This window comes from Pseudomonas sp. WJP1 (genome assembly GCF_028471945.1).
In the GTDB taxonomy this organism is placed as follows: Bacteria; Pseudomonadota; Gammaproteobacteria; order Pseudomonadales; family Pseudomonadaceae; genus Aquipseudomonas.
Window position 1 is genome coordinate 6,370,371 of record NZ_CP110128.1, and the last position, 18,379, is coordinate 6,388,749.

Consider the following 18,379-nt stretch of genomic DNA (forward strand, 5'->3'; position numbering starts at 1 on the left):
CAATTAACTCCTTGCCTAAAGGACTGAATCAGCCTTGTTTTTTGGTAACGGTTTCGACGATGTGCGACGGAGCCGTATTGTATTTTTTGAATTCCATAGAGTAGCTTGCGCGACCCTGGGACATCGAACGAACATCGGTCGCATAACCGAACATCTCGCCCAACGGAACTTCAGCACGGATTACCTTACCGGAAACCGTGTCTTCCATACCCAGAATCATGCCGCGACGACGGTTCAGGTCGCCCATCACGTCACCCATATAGTCTTCAGGCGTAACAACCTCTACCGCCATGATCGGCTCGAGCAACTCACCACCGCCCTTCTGGGCCAGTTGCTTGGTCGCCATGGAAGCAGCCACCTTAAACGCCATCTCGTTCGAGTCGACGTCGTGGTAAGAACCATCAAACACGGTAGCCTTCAGGCCGATCAGCGGATAGCCGGCAACAACACCGTTCTTCATCTGCTCTTCGATACCCTTCTGGATAGCCGGGATGTATTCCTTAGGAACCACACCACCCACTACTTCGTTCAGGAATTGCAGACCTTCCTGACCTTCGTCAGCAGGTGCAAAACGGATCCAGCAATGACCGAACTGGCCACGACCGCCGGACTGACGAACGAACTTGCCTTCGATTTCGCAGCTCTTCGTGATGCGCTCACGGTACGAAACTTGAGGCTTACCGATGTTGGCTTCGACGTTGAACTCACGGCGCATCCGGTCAACCAGGATGTCCAGGTGCAGCTCGCCCATGCCGGAGATGATCGTTTGACCAGTCTCTTCATCAGTTTTGACGCGGAAAGACGGGTCTTCCTGAGCAAGTTTGCCCAGAGCGATACCCATTTTTTCCTGGTCATCCTTGGTCTTAGGCTCTACGGCAACCGAAATAACCGGCTCCGGGAAGTCCATGCGAACCAGGATGATTGGCTTGTCAGCGTTGCACAAGGTTTCACCAGTGGTGACGTCCTTCATGCCGATCAGGGCCGCGATGTCACCAGCGCGTACTTCCTTGATCTCTTCACGGGCGTTTGCGTGCATTTGCACCATACGACCCACGCGCTCTTTCTTGCCTTTAACCGAGTTGATCACGCCGTCGCCGGAGGCCAACACGCCCGAGTAAACGCGGACGAAGGTCAAGGTACCCACGAATGGGTCGGTAGCGATCTTGAACGCCAGAGCCGAGAACGGCTCGTTGTCGTCTGCATGACGCTCCATTTGCTTTTCCTCGTCATCCGGGTCAGTACCCTTGATGGCAGGAATGTCGGTTGGAGCCGGCAGGTAGTCGATAACGGCGTCGAGAACCAGGGGAACACCCTTGTTCTTGAAGGAAGAACCGCAAACAGCCAGGACGATTTCACCAGCGATAGTACGCTGACGCAGAGCGGCCTTGATTTCCTCGATGGTGAGTTCTTCACCTTCGAGGTACTTGTTCATCAGCTCTTCGCTGGCTTCGGCCGCAGCCTCAACCATGTTGCTGCGCCACTCTTCAGCCAGTTCCTGCAGTTCAGCAGGGATGGCTTCGCGACGTGGAGTCATGCCCTTGTCAGCATCGTTCCAGTAAACCGCTTCCATGGTCATCAGATCGATCTGACCCTGGAAGTTGTCTTCGGAACCGATAGCCAACTGGATTGGCACCGGGGTGTGACCCAGACGCTGTTTGATCTGAGCGATCACGCGCAGGAAGTTCGCGCCGGCACGGTCCATCTTGTTCACGTAAACGATACGTGGAACACCGTATTTGTTGGCTTGACGCCATACGGTTTCGGACTGAGGCTCAACGCCGGAAGTGCCGCAGAACACAACGACCGCGCCGTCGAGTACACGCAGGGAACGTTCAACTTCAATGGTGAAGTCTACGTGACCCGGGGTATCAATGACGTTGAAGCGGTATTGGTCTTTGTGCTGCTTCGCAGAACCCTGCCAGAAGGCGGTAATAGCAGCAGAAGTAATGGTAATACCACGCTCCTGCTCCTGAACCATCCAGTCTGTGGTCGCGGCGCCGTCATGCACCTCGCCCATTTTGTGACTTTTGCCAGTGTAAAAAAGGACGCGCTCGGTGGTGGTGGTTTTACCAGCATCCACGTGAGCAACGATACCAATGTTACGGTAGCGATTAATCGGTGTTGTACGAGCCATAAAGCCCTCGCAAAATTAGTGACGCTAAAATTAGAAGCGGTAGTGCGAGAAAGCTTTGTTAGCTTCAGCCATACGGTGCACGTCTTCACGCTTCTTAACTGCAGCACCTTTACCTTCGGCAGCGTCCAACAGTTCGCCAGCCAAACGCAGAGCCATAGACTTCTCGCCGCGCTTACGGGCGAAGTCTACCAACCAGCGCATTGCCAGAGCGTTACGACGGGACGGACGAACTTCAACCGGAACCTGGTAAGTAGCACCGCCTACACGGCGCGACTTTACTTCGACCAGCGGAGCGATGGCGTCGAGAGCTTTCTCGAAGATTTCCAGGGGGTCGCTGTTCTTGCGTTCTTTAACCTTTTCCAGCGCGCCATAAACGATACGCTCGGCAACGGCTTTCTTGCCGCTTTCCATCACGTGGTTCATGAACTTGGCCAGGATTTGGCTTCCGTATTTTGGATCGTCAAGCACTTCGCGCTTGGCTGCTACGCGTCTTCTTGGCATGGATAAGCCCTCAAACGGTCTTCAGGTTCGCTCGGAATCGGTGCCCATTACTACGGGACGCCTCCGACCTTACTCTTATCGACTCAGAAAAATAGAAATCAGTTTTTTGCAGCAAGCGACCATTACTTCGGACGCTTGGTACCGTACTTCGAACGACCCTGGTTACGACCTTTAACGCCGGAAGTATCCAACGAACCGCGAACGGTGTGGTAACGAACACCTGGCAAGTCTTTTACACGACCGCCGCGGATCAGTACCACGCTGTGCTCTTGCAGGTTGTGGCCTTCACCGCCGATGTACGAGGAAACCTCGAAACCGTTGGTCAGGCGCACACGGCATACTTTACGCAGTGCCGAGTTAGGTTTTTTCGGCGTGGTGGTGTACACACGGGTGCACACGCCACGGCGTTGCGGGCAGTTCTGCAGCGCAGGCACGTCGGATTTCTCGACGATACGCTTACGCGGCTGACGTACCAGCTGGTTGATAGTTGCCATCTACTAGCTCCACTGTTGTCTTGCGACGCTATTGTCTTGCAAGAAAAGCAAAATGGCAGGAACGAATTCCCGCCAAATTTAGGGGTACAAGAGTCTAAAGAGGATCTTGTCCCCAGTCAAGGCAAGGCCCCGACCTCCCCGCCCGTCAAACATCGACAAATTGTCTCGATTCGATGAACGGAGTGACCAGGGCCCCTGCTCATTTACCGCAGAACTCAGTTACCGCTCGAGTTCAGCGCTTCGGTCAGTGCAGCTTCCACTTCACTGGCGCTCACGCGCAACGGTTTGTCTGCATCACGGCGGCGCTTACGCTCGCTGTGATAAGCCAGACCGGTACCAGCCGGGATCAGACGACCCACGACCACGTTTTCTTTCAGGCCGCGCAGGTAGTCGCGCTTGCCGGTAACCGCCGCCTCGGTCAGTACACGGGTGGTTTCCTGGAAGGAAGCCGCCGAGATGAACGATTCGGTGGACAACGACGCCTTGGTGATACCCAGCAGAACGCGAGTGAACTTGGAGACGAACTTGTCTTCGCCGCTCAAACGCTCGTTCTCTACCAGAACGTGAGTCAATTCCATCTGGTCGCCCTTGATGAAACTGGAATCGCCGGATTCAGCGATTTCAACTTTACGCAGCATCTGACGCAGGATGGTCTCGATGTGCTTGTCGTTGATCTTCACGCCTTGCAGACGGTAAACGTCCTGGATCTCGTTAACAATGTACTTGGCCAGCGCACTCACACCCAGCAGACGCAGGATGTCGTGTGGATCGCTTGGACCGTCGGAGATAACTTCGCCGCGGTTTACCTGTTCGCCTTCGAACACGTTCAGGTGACGCCACTTCGGAATCAGCTCTTCGTACGGATCGCTACCGTCGTTCGGGGTAATAACCAGACGGCGCTTGCCCTTGGTTTCTTTACCGAACGCGATGGTGCCGCTGACTTCAGCCAGAATCGAGGCTTCTTTCGGACGACGAGCTTCGAACAAGTCGGCAACACGCGGCAGACCACCGGTGATGTCACGGGTCTTCGAAGTTTCTTGCGGGATACGAGCGATAACATCACCGATCGCGATCTTCGCGCCGTCCGCCACACCGACCAGGGCGTTGGCTGGCAGGAAGTACTGAGCGATAACGTCAGTGCCTGGCAGCAACAGATCCTTGCCGTTGTCATCAACCATCTTCACAGCAGGACGGATATCCTTACCGGCAGCTGGACGGTCTTTGGCGTCGAGTACTTCAATGTTGGTCATACCGGTCAATTCGTCAGTCTGACGCTTGATCGTGATGCCTTCTTCCATGCCCACGTAGGTCACGGTACCTTTCATTTCGGTAACGATCGGGTGAGTGTGCGGATCCCACTTGGCCACGATAGCGCCAGCGTCGACCTTGTCACCTTCTTTAACCGAAATCACGGCACCGTACGGCAGCTTGTAACGCTCACGCTCACGACCGAAGTCATCAGCGATGGCCAGCTCACCGGAACGGGACACGGCAACCAGGTGACCATCCACTCGCTCAACGTGTTTCAGGTTGTGCAGACGGACGGTACCGCCATTCTTCACCTGAACGCTGTCGGCTGCGGAGGTCCGGCTTGCCGCACCACCGATGTGGAACGTACGCATCGTCAGCTGGGTACCCGGCTCACCGATGGACTGGGCAGCGATAACGCCGACCGCTTCACCGATGTTCACCTGGTGACCACGAGCCAGGTCGCGACCGTAGCACTTGGCGCAGATACCGAAACGGGTTTCGCAGCTGATCGGCGAACGTACGATCACTTCGTCGATGCTGTTGAGTTCGATGAACTCGACCCACTTCTCGTCGACCAGGGTGCCGGCAGGAACGATGACGTCCTCGGTACCTGGCTTGAATACGTCACGGGCGATAACACGACCCAATACGCGCTCACCCAACGGCTCTACAACGTCACCGCCTTCAATGTGCGGAGTCATCAGCAGACCGTGTTCGGTGCCGCAATCGATCTCGGTTACAACCAGGTCTTGCGCCACGTCTACCAGACGACGGGTCAGGTAACCCGAGTTCGCCGTTTTCAACGCGGTATCCGCCAGACCTTTACGAGCACCGTGAGTGGAGATGAAGTACTGGAGTACGCTCAAACCTTCACGGAAGTTCGCAGTAATCGGCGTTTCGATGATGGAACCGTCCGGCTTGGCCATCAGGCCACGCATACCGGCCAGCTGACGAATCTGTGCTGCGGAACCCCGCGCACCCGAGTCAGCCATCATGTACATCGAGTTGAAGGACTCTTGGTCGACTTCGACGCCATGGCGGTCGATGACTTTCTCTTTCGAGAGGTTGGCCATCATCGCCTTGGAAACTTCGTCGTTCGCCTTGGACCAAAGGTCGATCACTTTGTTGTACTTCTCGCCCTGGGTTACCAGGCCGGAGGCGTACTGACTTTCGATCTCTTTCACTTCGTCGGTGGCAGCACCGATGATGCGGGCTTTTTCATCCGGGATAACGAAGTCGTTAACGCCGATGGAAACGCCGGAAATGGTCGAATAGGCAAAACCGGTGTACATCAACTGGTCAGCGAAGATCACGGTCTCTTTCAAACCAACCACGCGGTAGCACTGGTTGATGAGCTTGGAGATCGCCTTTTTCTTCATCGGCAGGTTGACGACGTCGTACGACAGACCTTTTGGCACAACCTGGAACAACAGCGCACGGCCGACAGTGGTGTCGACGATACGGGTGTTGGTCACGCTGCCGCCATCACGGTCGTTGACGGTTTCGTTGATCCGCACTTTAACCTTGGCGTGCAGTGCGGCTTCGCCGGCACGGAACACACGGTCAACTTCCTGCAGATCCGCGAACACACGACCTTCGCCCTTGGCGTTGATCGCTTCACGCGTCATGTAGTACAGACCCAATACAACGTCCTGCGACGGAACGATGATTGGCTCACCGTTGGCTGGCGACAGAATGTTGTTGGTCGACATCATCAACGCACGCGCTTCGAGCTGGGCTTCCAGCGTCAGCGGTACGTGCACGGCCATTTGGTCGCCGTCGAAGTCGGCGTTGTACGCGGCGCAGACCAGAGGGTGCAGCTGGATAGCCTTACCTTCGATCAGTACCGGTTCAAACGCCTGGATACCCAGACGGTGAAGGGTCGGTGCACGGTTGAGGAGAACCGGGTGTTCGCGAATCACTTCAGCGAGAACGTCCCAAACCTCTGGCAGTTCGCGCTCGACCATTTTCTTAGCCGCTTTGATGGTGGTAGCGAGACCACGCATTTCCAGCTTGCCGAAAATGAACGGCTTGAACAGTTCCAGAGCCATCTTCTTCGGCAGACCGCACTGGTGCAGACGCAGGGTCGGACCTACGGTAATTACCGAACGACCGGAGTAGTCAACACGCTTACCGAGCAAGTTCTGACGGAAACGACCCTGCTTACCCTTGATCATGTCAGCCAGGGATTTCAGAGGACGCTTGTTGGAACCAGTGATAGCGCGGCCACGACGACCGTTGTCGAGCAGTGCGTCGACAGCTTCCTGCAACATACGCTTTTCGTTGCGCACGATGATGTCCGGAGCGGACAGATCCAGCAGGCGCTTCAAACGGTTGTTACGGTTGATCACTCGACGATACAGATCGTTGAGGTCGGAAGTCGCGAAGCGACCGCCATCCAGCGGGACCAGTGGACGCAGATCTGGCGGCAGAACCGGCAGAACGGTCAGCACCATCCACTCTGGCAGGTTGCCGGAACCCTGGAAGGCTTCCATCAACTTCAGACGCTTGGACAGCTTCTTGATCTTGGTTTCGGAGTTGGTTTGCGGAATCTCTTCACGCAGACGGCCAATCTCGTGTTCCAGGTCGATAGCGTGCAGCAGTTCGCGGACAGCTTCGGCACCCATGCGGGCATCGAAATCGTCGCCGAACTCTTCCAGCGCTTCGAAGTACTGCTCGTCGTTGAGCAGCTGACCTTTTTCAAGGGTGGTCATGCCTGGATCGATAACGACGTAGCTCTCAAAGTAGAGAACGCGTTCGATATCACGCAGGGTCATGTCCATCAGCAAGCCGATACGGGACGGCAGCGATTTCAGGAACCAGATGTGGGCAACTGGCGAGGCCAGTTCGATGTGCGCCATGCGCTCACGACGAACTTTTGCCAGCGCGACTTCAACGCCGCACTTCTCGCAGATTACGCCACGGTGCTTCAAGCGCTTGTACTTACCGCACAGGCACTCGTAATCCTTTACCGGGCCAAAGATCTTGGCGCAGAACAGGCCGTCACGCTCGGGTTTGAACGTACGGTAGTTGATGGTTTCCGGCTTTTTAACTTCACCGAACGACCACGAACGGATCATCTCAGGCGATGCCAATCCGATACGGATGGCGTCGAACTCTTCGACTTGACCCTGGTTTTTCAGCAAATTCAGTAGGTCTTTCAAGGCCTTTCCTCCTGGCGGAGCAGAGAGCGGGCAGTGCTGCCCCGCTCTCGATTCGCGTCACGTGTTATTCGGTTTCCAGATCGATATCGATGCCGAGGGAACGAATTTCCTTGATCAACACGTTGAAGGACTCGGGCATGCCCGGCTCCATACGGTGATCGCCATCCACGATGTTCTTGTACATCTTGGTACGGCCGTTCACATCGTCCGACTTCACTGTGAGCATTTCTTGCAGAGTGTAAGCGGCACCGTATGCTTCCAGTGCCCAGACCTCCATCTCCCCGAAACGCTGACCACCGAACTGCGCCTTACCACCCAGCGGCTGCTGGGTAACCAGGCTGTACGAACCGGTAGAACGCGCGTGCATCTTGTCGTCTACCAAGTGGTTCAGCTTCAGCATGTACATGTAGCCAACGGTAACCGGGCGCTCGAACTTGTTGCCGGTACGGCCGTCGGTCAGCTGCATCTGGCCGCTTTCTGGCAGGTCAGCCAGTTTCAGCATGGCCTTGATTTCGCTTTCCTTGGCGCCGTCGAACACTGGAGTGGCCATTGGAACGCCGCCACGCAGGTTTTGAGCCAGGTCCAGGATTTCCTGGTCCGAGAAGTCATCGAGGCTTTCCTGACGACCGCCGATCTCGTTGTAGATCTCGTGCAGGAACTTACGCAGCTCGGCAACCTTGCGCTGCTCTTCAACCATGCGGTTGATCTTCTCGCCCAGACCTTTGGCCGCGAGGCCCAGGTGGGTTTCAAGGATCTGACCGACGTTCATACGCGAAGGTACGCCCAACGGGTTGAGGACAACGTCTACCGGGGTGCCATTGGCATCGTGCGGCATGTCTTCAACCGGCATGATCACGGAGACCACACCCTTGTTACCGTGACGACCGGCCATCTTGTCGCCCGGCTGGATGCGACGACGGATTGCCAGGTAAACCTTGACGATTTTCAGCACGCCTGGAGCCAGGTCATCGCCCTGCTGCAGTTTGCGCTTCTTGTCTTCGAACTTGTCGTCCAGCAGACGGCGACGATCAACGATGTAGGCCTGGGCCTTCTCGAGCTGCTCGTTCAGAGCATCTTCAGCCATGCGCAGTTTGAACCACTGGCCATGCTCAAGACCGTCCAGCACTTCGTCGGTGATGTCCTGGCCTTTCTTCAGACCGGCGCCACCTTCGGCCTTGTGGCCGACCAGAGCGGAACGCAGACGTTCGAAAGTAGCGCCTTCAACGATGCGGAACTCTTCGTTCAGATCCTTGCGGATCTCGTCCAACTGGGACTTCTCGATCGACAGTGCACGAGCATCACGCTCAACGCCGTCGCGGGTGAAGACCTGTACGTCGATGACAGTACCTTTGGTACCGGTAGGCACACGCAGGGAGGTGTCTTTAACGTCGCTGGCTTTTTCACCGAAGATCGCACGCAGCAGTTTTTCTTCCGGAGTCAGTTGGGTCTCGCCTTTCGGAGTGACCTTACCGACCAGGATGTCGCCTGCGCCAACTTCAGCACCTACGTAAACGATACCGGCTTCGTCCAGCTTGTTCAGTGCAGCTTCACCCACGTTCGGGATGTCCGCAGTGATTTCCTCTGGGCCAAGCTTGGTGTCACGGGCCACACAGGTCAGTTCCTGGATGTGGATCGTGGTGAAACGGTCTTCTTGAACAACGCGTTCCGACAGGCAGATGGAGTCTTCGAAGTTGAAGCCGTTCCATGCCATGAAGGCGATGCGCATGTTCTGACCCAGTGCCAGCTCACCCATGTCGGTGGACGGACCGTCGGCCATGATGTCGCTACGCTGAACCCGATCACCTTTACGCACCAGCGGACGCTGGTTGATGCAGGTGTTCTGGTTGGAGCGGGTGTATTTGGTCAGGTTGTAGATGTCGACACCGGCTTCACCGGTTTCAACTTCGTCATCGGCAACACGAACCACGATACGGCTGGCGTCGACGGAGTCGATCACGCCGCCACGACGAGCCACGACGCAAACGCCGGAGTCACGGGCTACGTTACGCTCCATGCCGGTACCTACCAGCGGCTTGTCAGCGCGCAGGGTTGGTACAGCTTGACGCTGCATGTTCGAACCCATCAACGCACGGTTGGCGTCGTCGTGCTCGAGGAACGGGATCAGCGACGCTGCAACCGAAACTACCTGCTTCGGCGATACGTCCATCAAGGTGACGTCTTCCGGCGCCTTGACGGTGAACTCGTTCAAGTGACGAACAGCTACCAGCTCGTCGATCAGGACTTTCTTGTCGTTCATCGTGGCCGAAGCCTGGGCGATCACGTGATCAGCTTCTTCGATGGCGGACAGGAACACGATCTCGTCGGTGACCAGAGCGTCTTTCACCACACGGTACGGACTCTCGAGGAAGCCGTACTGGTTAGTGCGCGCATAGGCGGCCAGGGAGTTGATCAGACCGATGTTCGGACCTTCCGGCGTTTCGATCGGGCAAACACGACCGTAGTGCGTCGGGTGTACGTCACGAACTTCAAAGCCGGCGCGCTCACGAGTCAGACCACCAGGGCCGAGTGCAGAGACACGACGCTTGTGGGTGATCTCGGACAGCGGGTTGTTCTGGTCCATGAACTGGGACAGCTGGCTGGAACCGAAGAACTCTTTCACCGCCGCAGCCACTGGCTTGGCGTTGATCAGGTCTTGCGGCATCAGGCCTTCGCTTTCCGCCATCGACAGACGCTCTTTGACCGCACGCTCAACACGTACCAGGCCAACGCGGAACTGGTTCTCGGCCATTTCGCCTACGCAGCGAACACGACGGTTACCCAGGTGGTCGATGTCATCGACGATGCCTTTACCGTTACGGATGTCGACCAGGGTCTTCAATACCGCGACGATGTCTTCCTTGCACAGCACGCCCGAACCTTCGATCTCGGTACGACCGATACGACGGTTGAACTTCATCCGGCCGACCGCAGACAGGTCGTAGCGCTCAGGGCTGAAGAACAGGTTGTTGAACAGGGTCTCGGCAGCGTCTTTGGTTGGCGGCTCGCCAGGACGCATCATGCGATAGATCTCGACCAGCGCTTCCAGTTGGTTGCTGGTGGAGTCGATCTTCAGTGTGTCGGAGACGAACGGACCGCAGTCGATATCGTTGGTGTACAGAGTTTCGATGCGAACAACGCCGGCCTTGGCGATTTTCGCCAGGATCTCGGTGTTCAGCTCGGTGTTGCACTCTGCCAGGATTTCGCCGGTTGCCGGGTGCACGATGACCTTGGCGGTTGTGCGACCCAGGACGTAGTCCAGAGGCACATCCAGCTCTTTGATCCCGGCTTTTTCCAGCTGGTTGATGTGGCGAGCGGTGATACGACGACCCTGCTCGACAATAACCTTGCCTTTGTCGTCCTGGATATCGAGGACAGCGATTTCACCGCGCAGGCGCTGAGGCACCAGCTCCAGGCTCAGGGTCTCGCCCTTAACGTGGAATACGTTGGTGGTGTAGAACGCGTCCAGCACTTCTTCAGTGGTATAGCCGAGCGCGCGCAGCAGTACCGATGCAGGCAGCTTGCGACGACGGTCGATACGCACGAATACGCAGTCTTTCGGGTCGAACTCGAAGTCCAGCCACGAACCGCGGTAAGGAATGATGCGCGCGGAGTACAGCAGTTTACCGGAGCTGTGCGTCTTGCCACGGTCGTGGTCGAAGAACACGCCAGGGGAACGGTGCAGCTGGGAAACGATTACACGCTCGGTACCGTTGATTACGAAGGTACCGTTCTCAGTCATCAGGGGGATTTCACCCATGTAGACTTCTTGCTCTTTGATGTCCTTGATCGCTTTGTTCGACGATTCTTTGTCGAAAATGATCAGGCGCACTTTTACCCGCAAAGGTACGGCGTAAGTTACACCGCGCAATACGCATTCTTTGACATCAAATGCCGGTTCGCCCAGGCGATAACCGACGTACTCCAGCGCAGCATTGCCGGAGTAGCTGATGATCGGGAAAACGGATTTGAAGGCCGCATGCAGGCCCACGTCGCGGAACTGATCTTTAGTCGCTCCCGCTTGCAAGAATTCACGATACGAATCCAGCTGGATGGCCAGGAGGTAAGGCACATCCATGACGTCCGGCAACTTGCTAAAGTCCTTGCGGATACGTTTTTTCTCAGTATATGAGTAAGCCATCAGCGTTCCCCAGCTTGGTCACCTGCTTGTTTGGCCCCTCCCGACGGGAGCAGCCAGAAAATCGTGCAAACCCCATGGTTTGCGCCACCGCATCGGGTGGTTACAGCTCGTTACCGGCACCGACCCAGTCGACTGCCAATAACGGAAAAAGGCCGGTGGCAAGAGCCACCAGCCATCAGCCTGTCGCTTAACGCTCGGGCTGGAGACGCAAAGTCGAAGCTTACTTCAGCTCGACTTTAGCGCCTGCTTCTTCCAGTACTGCTTTGGCTTTGTCAGCTGCGTCTTTGGCAACAGCTTCCAGAACCATGGCAGGAGCGCCGTCAACTACAGCCTTGGCTTCTTTCAAGCCCAGACCGGTCAGTTCACGTACAGCCTTGATCACGTTAACTTTCTTCTCGCCAGCTTCGGTCAGCATGACGTTGAATTCGGTTTGCTCTTCAGCAACGGCAGCAGCAACAGCTGGACCAGCCGATGCAGCAGCAGCGGTAACGCCGAATTTTTCTTCGAAAGCTTTGATCAGCTCAACAACTTCCATTACGGACATGTTGCCAACTGCTTCAAGGATATCGTTCTGAGAGATAGACATGAATCTAATTCCTGATATTGGGGACGGCCTACGCGACCATCGAAAAAAACAAAAAACGCGAGAAGTTGACGAGCCTTAGGCTGCAGCAGCTTCTTTCTGGTCGCGAATTGCCGCCAGAGTACGAGCCAATTTGCTGGTAGCGCCTTGAATCACGCTCATCAGCTGAGAAATTGCTTCGTCACGGGTCGGCAAGGTTGCCAGTACGTCGATTTGGTTAGCTGCGAGGAACTTGCCCTCGAACGCAGCTGCCTTGATCTCGAACTTGTTCTGACCCTTTGCGAACTCTTTGAAAATCCGGGCAGCAGCGCCTGGATGTTCCTTGGAGAATGCAATCAGGGTAGGGCCGCTGAACACGTCGTTGAGAACACTGAATTCAGTGTCAGCAACGGCGCGCTTGAGCAGGGTGTTACGTACAACACGTACGTAAACGCCAGCTTCACGAGCCTCTTTACGGAGTCCGGTCATTGCGCCTACTGTTACGCCACGGGCATCAGCCACGACAGCGGACAGAGCGACTTTGGCAGCCTCGTTGACTTCAGCGACGATGGCCTTCTTGTCTTCGAGTTTAATTGCCACGGGTTTAACTCCTGCTTGTTACCGTTTCATTCGATCGAAACCGAATGTCGTTTTGGTGTCTGATTCGGTAAGGAACCGGGAGCACCATCTGCGTAGGCTTGTGGTTTAAGACTTGCGCCGCCTACGGTCTTGGATAGCCCCCGCCAGGCAGGGACCCCAATTTTTCAATTGGCGCAATCGCTTGCGCCAATTTGTGTCTTACGCGTCGAGCGAGCTTTGGTCGATGACCAGACCTGGGCCCATAGTGGTGCTCAGGGTAACGCGCTTGACGTAGATGCCTTTCGAGGAAGCTGGCTTGATACGCTTCAGGTCAGCGATCAGGGCTTCAACGTTTTCCTTCAGCTTGACGGCGTCGAAGCCGATCTTGCCAACGGAAGTGTGGATGATGCCGTTTTTGTCGGTGCGATAACGAACCTGACCAGCCTTGGCGTTTTTAACCGCGGTGGCTACGTCTGGAGTTACGGTGCCGACTTTAGGGTTAGGCATCAGGCCACGTGGACCGAGGATCTGACCCAGTTGACCTACAACGCGCATGGCATCCGGGGATGCGATCACTACGTCGTAGTTCAGGTCGCCGCCTTTCATTTCGGCAGCCAGGTCGTCCATACCTACACGGTCAGCGCCGGCAGCCAGAGCGGCTTCAGCAGCTGGACCTTGGGTGAACACAGCAACGCGAACGGTCTTGCCAGTGCCGTGTGGCAGCACAGTAGCGCTACGAACGACCTGGTCGGATTTACGCGGGTCAACACCCAGGTTTACAGCAACGTCGAACGACTCGCTGAACTTGACAGTCGACAGCTCAGCCAGCAGAGCAGCAGCGTCTACAAAGTTGTAGGCCTTGCCTGCTTCGATTTTGCCGGCGATAGCCTTTTGACGCTTGGTCAGCTTAGCCATTACACACCCTCCACGTTAAGGCCCATGCTACGAGCAGAACCGGCGATAGTACGCACGGCTGCTTCCATATCAGCTGCAGTCAGATCCGCGTTTTTGGTTTTCGCGATTTCTTCCAGCTGAGCACGGGTTACAGTGCCAACCTTAACGGTGTTCGGACGAGCGGAACCGCTGGTCAGACCGGCCGCCTTCTTCAGCAGAACCGAAGCAGGGGTGGATTTGGTTTCGAACGTGAAGCTACGGTCGCTGTAGACAGTGATGATCACTGGAGTCGGCAGACCTGGCTCAAGACCCTGAGTACGGGCGTTGAAAGCCTTGCAGAATTCCATGATGTTCACGCCGTGCTGACCCAGTGCAGGACCAACAGGTGGGCTTGGGTTAGCCTGAGCGGCCTTCACTTGCAGCTTGATGTAAGCGGTAATCTTCTTGGCCATGAGGCACTCCAATTACGGGTTCAAACGCCTCGAAAGGCTCCCCGGTTACTTGCGCGTTTATCCCAGTGACGACAAAACCCCACAGCCTAAGGCTGCGGGGTTGGGATGCTTGCTCAGCTAGACCTTTTCGACCTGACTGAACTCCAACTCTACCGGGGTAGAGCGTCCGAAAATGAGCACCGCGACCTGAATCCGGCTCTTTTCGTAGTTGACCTCTTCGACCGTGCCGGTGAAATCGGCAAACGGACCGTCGTTGACACGTACCGACTCGCCCGGCTCGAACAAGGTCTTCGGCTTCGGCTTGTCGCTACCATCAGCAACGCGACGCAGAATCGCTTCTGCTTCTTTATCTGTAATCGGTGCAGGCTTATCGGCAGTACCGCCGATGAAACCCATCACACGAGGAGTATCCTTGACCAAGTGCCAAGTACCCTCGTTCATGTCCATCTGGACCAGCACATAACCAGGGAAGAACTTACGCTCGCTCTTGCGCTTCTGGCCATTACGCATTTCAACCACTTCTTCAGTGGGAACCAGAATCTCGCCGAAGCCATCTTCCATGCCAGCCAGCTTTACGCGCTCGATCAGCGAGCGCATGACATGCTTCTCGTAACCGGAGTAAGCATGCACAACGTACCAACGCTTAGCCACGGGACACCCTTAGCCGACAATCAAGGAAACAAGCCAGCCGAGCAGGGAATCAAGCCCCCACAACAGCAACGCCATAACCAGGACAACAGCCACAACGATCAACGTGGTCTGCGTGGTTTCTTGGCGAGTTGGCCATACGACTTTACGAATCTCGGTGCGCGCTTCCTTAACCAGTACAAAGAAAGACTTGCCCTTGACCGTCTGCAGGCCTACAAAGGCAGCTACAGCAGCAATCACAAGCAAAGCAAGCACGCGGTACAGGATCGGCGAAGCAGAGTAATACTGATTGCCAACAACGCCAACAACCACCAAAGCGACTACTACTAGCCACTTGAGCAGATCGAAGCGCGAGCCTTGAGCTTCAGCTTTAGGAGTCATCTATGAAGATCCTGTGAAAAGAAAGCCAGACACACCTGGTGAATCTGGCAGGTCAGGAGGGAATCGAACCCCCAACCTACGGTTTTGGAGACCGTCGCTCTGCCAATTGAGCTACTGACCTAAAACAAAATCAGGCCGACCATTATGCCGGCCCGAAAAAGACTTTACAACATTTTACTCAATGGCCTTTGCGCCTCACCAGCACCAGGGGTCAACCCCAGAACAACGAAACACAACCAGACCATTAAAACAAAGGCAGATATTTTCATATCTGCCTTGTTATATGGAGCTCTTGAGCGGATTTGAACCGCTGACCTCACCCTTACCAAGGGTGTGCTCTACCAACTGAGCTACAAGAGCGTAACACTGTGCAAAACCTGCAAACTTGGAGCGGGTAGCGGGAATCGAACCCGCATCATCAGCTTGGAAGGCTGAGGTTCTACCACTAAACTATACCCGCGAGGCTTGCAGCTCTCGCTAAAAATGGTGGAGGGGGAAGGATTCGAACCTTCGAAGTCGTAGACGTCAGATTTACAGTCTGATCCCTTTGGCCGCTCGGGAACCCCTCCTAAGCGAGCCGGCATTCTACATCATGCCAGCCTTCTGTCAAGCATTTTTCTCATTAAAATCCTGAGCTTATCTGCGTTGACCTCGCTTCACCTCGTTGACCGCTTTAGGTCTTCGCTGTGGAGCGGGCGCCATTCTATGCAAACTATTCGGTGGGTGCAACCCCCCCACAAGGCATTATTTTATGTTTTAACTCATTGAATTCCCTAGAAAGGTTTATCAGCTGCAAGTCATCCAGCCAACGCTTGCTTTCAGGGGCTACGCGAACCCAGTAAACCGGGGGTTCGGCCGGACTTGCAGGCAGCGGCTGATACTTAACGCCCATGCCGGTCAACCTGCGCTCAAGGGCCTTCTCGACATCCTGACTAACAAATCCACCCAGATAAAGGCATTCAGCCTCTGCCTGCGCCACCTTTCCTTTGTCCTTGGCCGCATCCGTCGCCTCGCTCAAGAGACGTATGTCCTGCTGGGAACCGCGATACAAGCTCAAGGGCGTTACGTCCTTGGCACGCAGGGGCGCCTCCTGTTGATGCCAGATGTAATAAAACACATTGAGAACGAGCAGCAGCAGAAACAACCAACGCATAAAAACCTCAGGACAAAGGGCATGCCATCGCCAAGCCGACAAACACCAGATCGGGAACCACCCGAGCCTCAGGCACCATCTCGGAAACCAACGCCGCATCGCCACCGGTGAGGAATACCGTAAAGTTCTCCCCCCAATAACCCCGCGCCATCTCCAGCTGCGTCAGCACAAATCCCCGAAGCATCAGCAGGCACCCGCGCTCAACCGCCTCGACCGTTGTGCGACCCGGAACAAGGCGCTCCAAAGCGCGCTCAGCCGCAAGATCTCCATAACGAATCTTGCGGGTATGGGTGCGCAGCTGATTTCGCATCAATGGCATCCCAGGGCATATGAACCCACCGAGATGCTCACCATCCCCGGAAACGAAGTCCGCGGTCACCGCAGTACCGAAATCAAGCACCAGGCACGCACCAGAAGCCAGGTGAAAGCCTCCTAGCAGCGCCAGCCAGCGATCAAGGCCGAGCCGCTCGAATTCTTCATAGCCGTTACGAACACCGGCCATTTCCTTGGAGGGAGCCGCACAGACCACTGAAATATCGAAGGCCGCCTTCAGCCGGGCAATCAATTCGTCGGTTTCTTCGGCAGTCCTGACACTCACCAACCGACAGAACCGCAGCGCAAGGCCTTCAATCCCTTTCACACCCTCAAGTAACGCCAGGTCGGAATCGACAACCCCCTCCCCCACCACCTGACGGGCGTCCGCCTTGAGCACACGCCACTTGATGAAACTATTTCCGCAGTCGAGCTCAAGAATCATGACGCAACCTCAGACTCAGCTCACCGCCACTAAAGACTTTCTCCACACCATCCACCTTCAAGCGCAGCGCACCCTGACCATCGATGCCCAGCACTTCGCCATCTATTTGGTTTGCACCCGCGATCAACGACACCGCACGCCCCTGCCACAGGTGGTGCTGCTCCCACTCAGCCTGGATCGCCGAGAAACCTTCAGCCTGGTGGCGAGCCAGATACTTCTGCAGCATCTCCCCCAGCTCCGCTACCAGGCGATTGCGATCAAACGCCTTGCCCGACTCCAGGCGCATGGACGTCCATTGCTGGTCGACCTCATCGGTCATCTGCATGTTTACATTAATTCCGACACCCAGCACCACGTGACAGACGTCAGCTGGATCCCCCACCAGCTCAAGCAGGATTCCGGCAATCTTCTTCTGCCCTACCAGGACATCATTGGGCCATTTCAAGCCCACCCCAGGAACCCCAAGCTCGCGCAAGGCCTGCATGACGGCGAGCCCCACAACAAGGCTCAAGCCCTCCAGCTGGCGCATACCACCTTCAACCCGCAAAACCAGGCTGTAATAGATATTCTCCGCGAATGGACTGACCCACTTGCGCCCTCGTCGCCCGCGCCCGGCAGTTTGCCGCTCGGCAAGCACCAGAAAAGGCGCGACTTGGTGCCGCTCGATGGCGCGCAGGGCTTCGGCATTGGTGGAGTCAATAGAGTCGAAGACCAGGACCGGCCAATTGCAAGAGGGAGCCAGTCGCCCTATCTCCACAGGATCAAGCAGCGTCAACGGTGCAGCCAATTGATAGCCGCGCCCGCGAACCTTGTGGATGGACAACCCCAACTCAGCCTCAAGATGCTGAAGCTGCTTCCACACAGCACTGCGACTGATGCCCAGGGCCGCGCCCAGTGCCTGACCCGAATGGAATCGGCCATCCTTAAGAAGCTTTAACAACGTCAGCATGCAAGTCTCGCCTCACAATGAGGCCCGCATGATAGCCACGCCCCGAGCCGTTGCATAGAAACCCGAACAGACAGATTTTCCTGGGCACAAAGACAAAACCCCTACCTGCATGCGCAGATAGGGGTTTTGGAATTTAATCTTGACGATGACCTACTCTCACATGGGGAAACCCCACACTACCATCGGCGATGCATCGTTTCACTTCTGAGTTCGGGATGGGATCAGGTGGTTCCAACGCTCTATGGTCGTCAAGAAATTCGGGTACTGAGTCGTGGCCAGAGGGCCTCGCTTCAGCAAATTGGGTATGTGATAGCTCGGTGTT

The 18,379-nt window shown here is 55.9% G+C and carries 14 protein-coding genes, 4 tRNA genes and 1 rRNA gene; all 19 read right to left on the bottom strand.

Features of this window, described 5'->3' with window-relative positions:
- Positions 1-28: 28 nt before the first annotated feature.
- The 19 genes from fusA to rrf all read right to left on the bottom strand — a co-directional run bounded on the left by fusA (position 29) and on the right by rrf (position 18,310).
- The gene (gene fusA, locus OH720_RS28755) at positions 29-2,134 is read right to left on the bottom strand and encodes an elongation factor G (protein ID WP_008065706.1); all 2,106 of its coding nucleotides are present in this window, start codon (positions 2,132-2,134) and stop codon (positions 29-31) included.
- 30 nt (positions 2,135-2,164) lie between these two features.
- A complete protein-coding gene (gene rpsG, locus OH720_RS28760) occupies positions 2,165-2,635 on the bottom strand; it encodes a 30S ribosomal protein S7 (protein WP_002555493.1) in 471 nt (156 codons plus the stop codon).
- 122 nt (positions 2,636-2,757) lie between these two features.
- Positions 2,758-3,129: a 30S ribosomal protein S12 gene (rpsL, locus tag OH720_RS28765; protein WP_003186084.1), complete on the bottom strand. Its 372-nt coding sequence runs from the start codon at positions 3,127-3,129 to the stop codon at positions 2,758-2,760.
- A gap of 215 nt (positions 3,130-3,344) precedes the next feature.
- Positions 3,345-7,544 (bottom strand): DNA-directed RNA polymerase subunit beta', encoded by a 4,200-nt coding sequence (gene rpoC, locus OH720_RS28770; protein ID WP_008065703.1) that lies wholly within the window; start codon positions 7,542-7,544, stop codon positions 3,345-3,347.
- Positions 7,545-7,608: 64 nt separating this feature from the next.
- Positions 7,609-11,682: a DNA-directed RNA polymerase subunit beta gene (rpoB, locus tag OH720_RS28775; RefSeq protein WP_008018199.1), complete on the bottom strand. Its 4,074-nt coding sequence runs from the start codon at positions 11,680-11,682 to the stop codon at positions 7,609-7,611.
- Positions 11,683-11,902: 220 nt separating this feature from the next.
- Positions 11,903-12,268, bottom strand: a complete 366-nt coding sequence (gene rplL / locus OH720_RS28780) for a 50S ribosomal protein L7/L12 (protein ID WP_003206098.1) — start codon at positions 12,266-12,268, stop codon at positions 11,903-11,905.
- Between the two features lie 75 nt (positions 12,269-12,343).
- A complete protein-coding gene (rplJ, locus tag OH720_RS28785) occupies positions 12,344-12,844 on the bottom strand; it encodes a 50S ribosomal protein L10 (RefSeq protein ID WP_008065701.1) in 501 nt (166 codons plus the stop codon).
- A gap of 198 nt (positions 12,845-13,042) precedes the next feature.
- Positions 13,043-13,738 carry a 50S ribosomal protein L1 gene (gene rplA, locus OH720_RS28790; RefSeq protein WP_003186095.1) on the bottom strand — a complete coding sequence of 232 codons (696 nt, stop codon included), beginning with the start codon at positions 13,736-13,738 and terminating at the stop codon, positions 13,043-13,045.
- Positions 13,738-14,169 carry a 50S ribosomal protein L11 gene (gene rplK / locus OH720_RS28795; RefSeq protein WP_007933726.1) on the bottom strand — a complete coding sequence of 144 codons (432 nt, stop codon included), beginning with the start codon at positions 14,167-14,169 and terminating at the stop codon, positions 13,738-13,740. The genes rplA and rplK overlap by 1 nt, the downstream gene beginning before the upstream one ends.
- A 117-nt stretch (positions 14,170-14,286) precedes the next feature.
- A complete protein-coding gene (gene nusG, locus OH720_RS28800; protein WP_007933727.1) occupies positions 14,287-14,820 on the bottom strand; it encodes a transcription termination/antitermination protein NusG in 534 nt (177 codons plus the stop codon).
- 9 nt (positions 14,821-14,829) lie between these two features.
- Positions 14,830-15,198, bottom strand: a complete 369-nt coding sequence (gene secE, locus OH720_RS28805; protein ID WP_007896620.1) for a preprotein translocase subunit SecE — start codon at positions 15,196-15,198, stop codon at positions 14,830-14,832.
- A gap of 45 nt (positions 15,199-15,243) precedes the next feature.
- A tRNA-Trp gene (locus OH720_RS28810) sits at positions 15,244-15,319 on the bottom strand.
- Between the two features lie 163 nt (positions 15,320-15,482).
- A tRNA-Thr gene (locus OH720_RS28815) sits at positions 15,483-15,558 on the bottom strand.
- 26 nt (positions 15,559-15,584) lie between these two features.
- Positions 15,585-15,658 (bottom strand) — tRNA-Gly (locus OH720_RS28820).
- A gap of 24 nt (positions 15,659-15,682) precedes the next feature.
- Positions 15,683-15,767: transfer RNA gene (locus tag OH720_RS28825), tRNA-Tyr, on the bottom strand.
- 143 nt (positions 15,768-15,910) lie between these two features.
- Positions 15,911-16,351, bottom strand: coding sequence for a hypothetical protein (locus OH720_RS28830; protein ID WP_272603742.1), 441 nt, complete (start codon positions 16,349-16,351; stop codon positions 15,911-15,913).
- Positions 16,352-16,358: 7 nt separating this feature from the next.
- Complete coding sequence (locus OH720_RS28835) at positions 16,359-17,108, bottom strand: pantothenate kinase (RefSeq protein WP_272603743.1); 750 nt, start codon at positions 17,106-17,108, stop codon at positions 16,359-16,361.
- Positions 17,098-18,057, bottom strand: coding sequence for a bifunctional biotin--[acetyl-CoA-carboxylase] ligase/biotin operon repressor BirA (gene birA / locus OH720_RS28840; RefSeq protein WP_272603744.1), 960 nt, complete (start codon positions 18,055-18,057; stop codon positions 17,098-17,100). Before birA ends, OH720_RS28835 begins: the two co-directional genes overlap by 11 nt.
- Positions 18,058-18,194: 137 nt before the next feature.
- Positions 18,195-18,310: ribosomal RNA gene (gene rrf, locus OH720_RS28845) — 5S ribosomal RNA — on the bottom strand.
- Between the last annotated feature and the right edge of the window lie 69 nt (positions 18,311-18,379).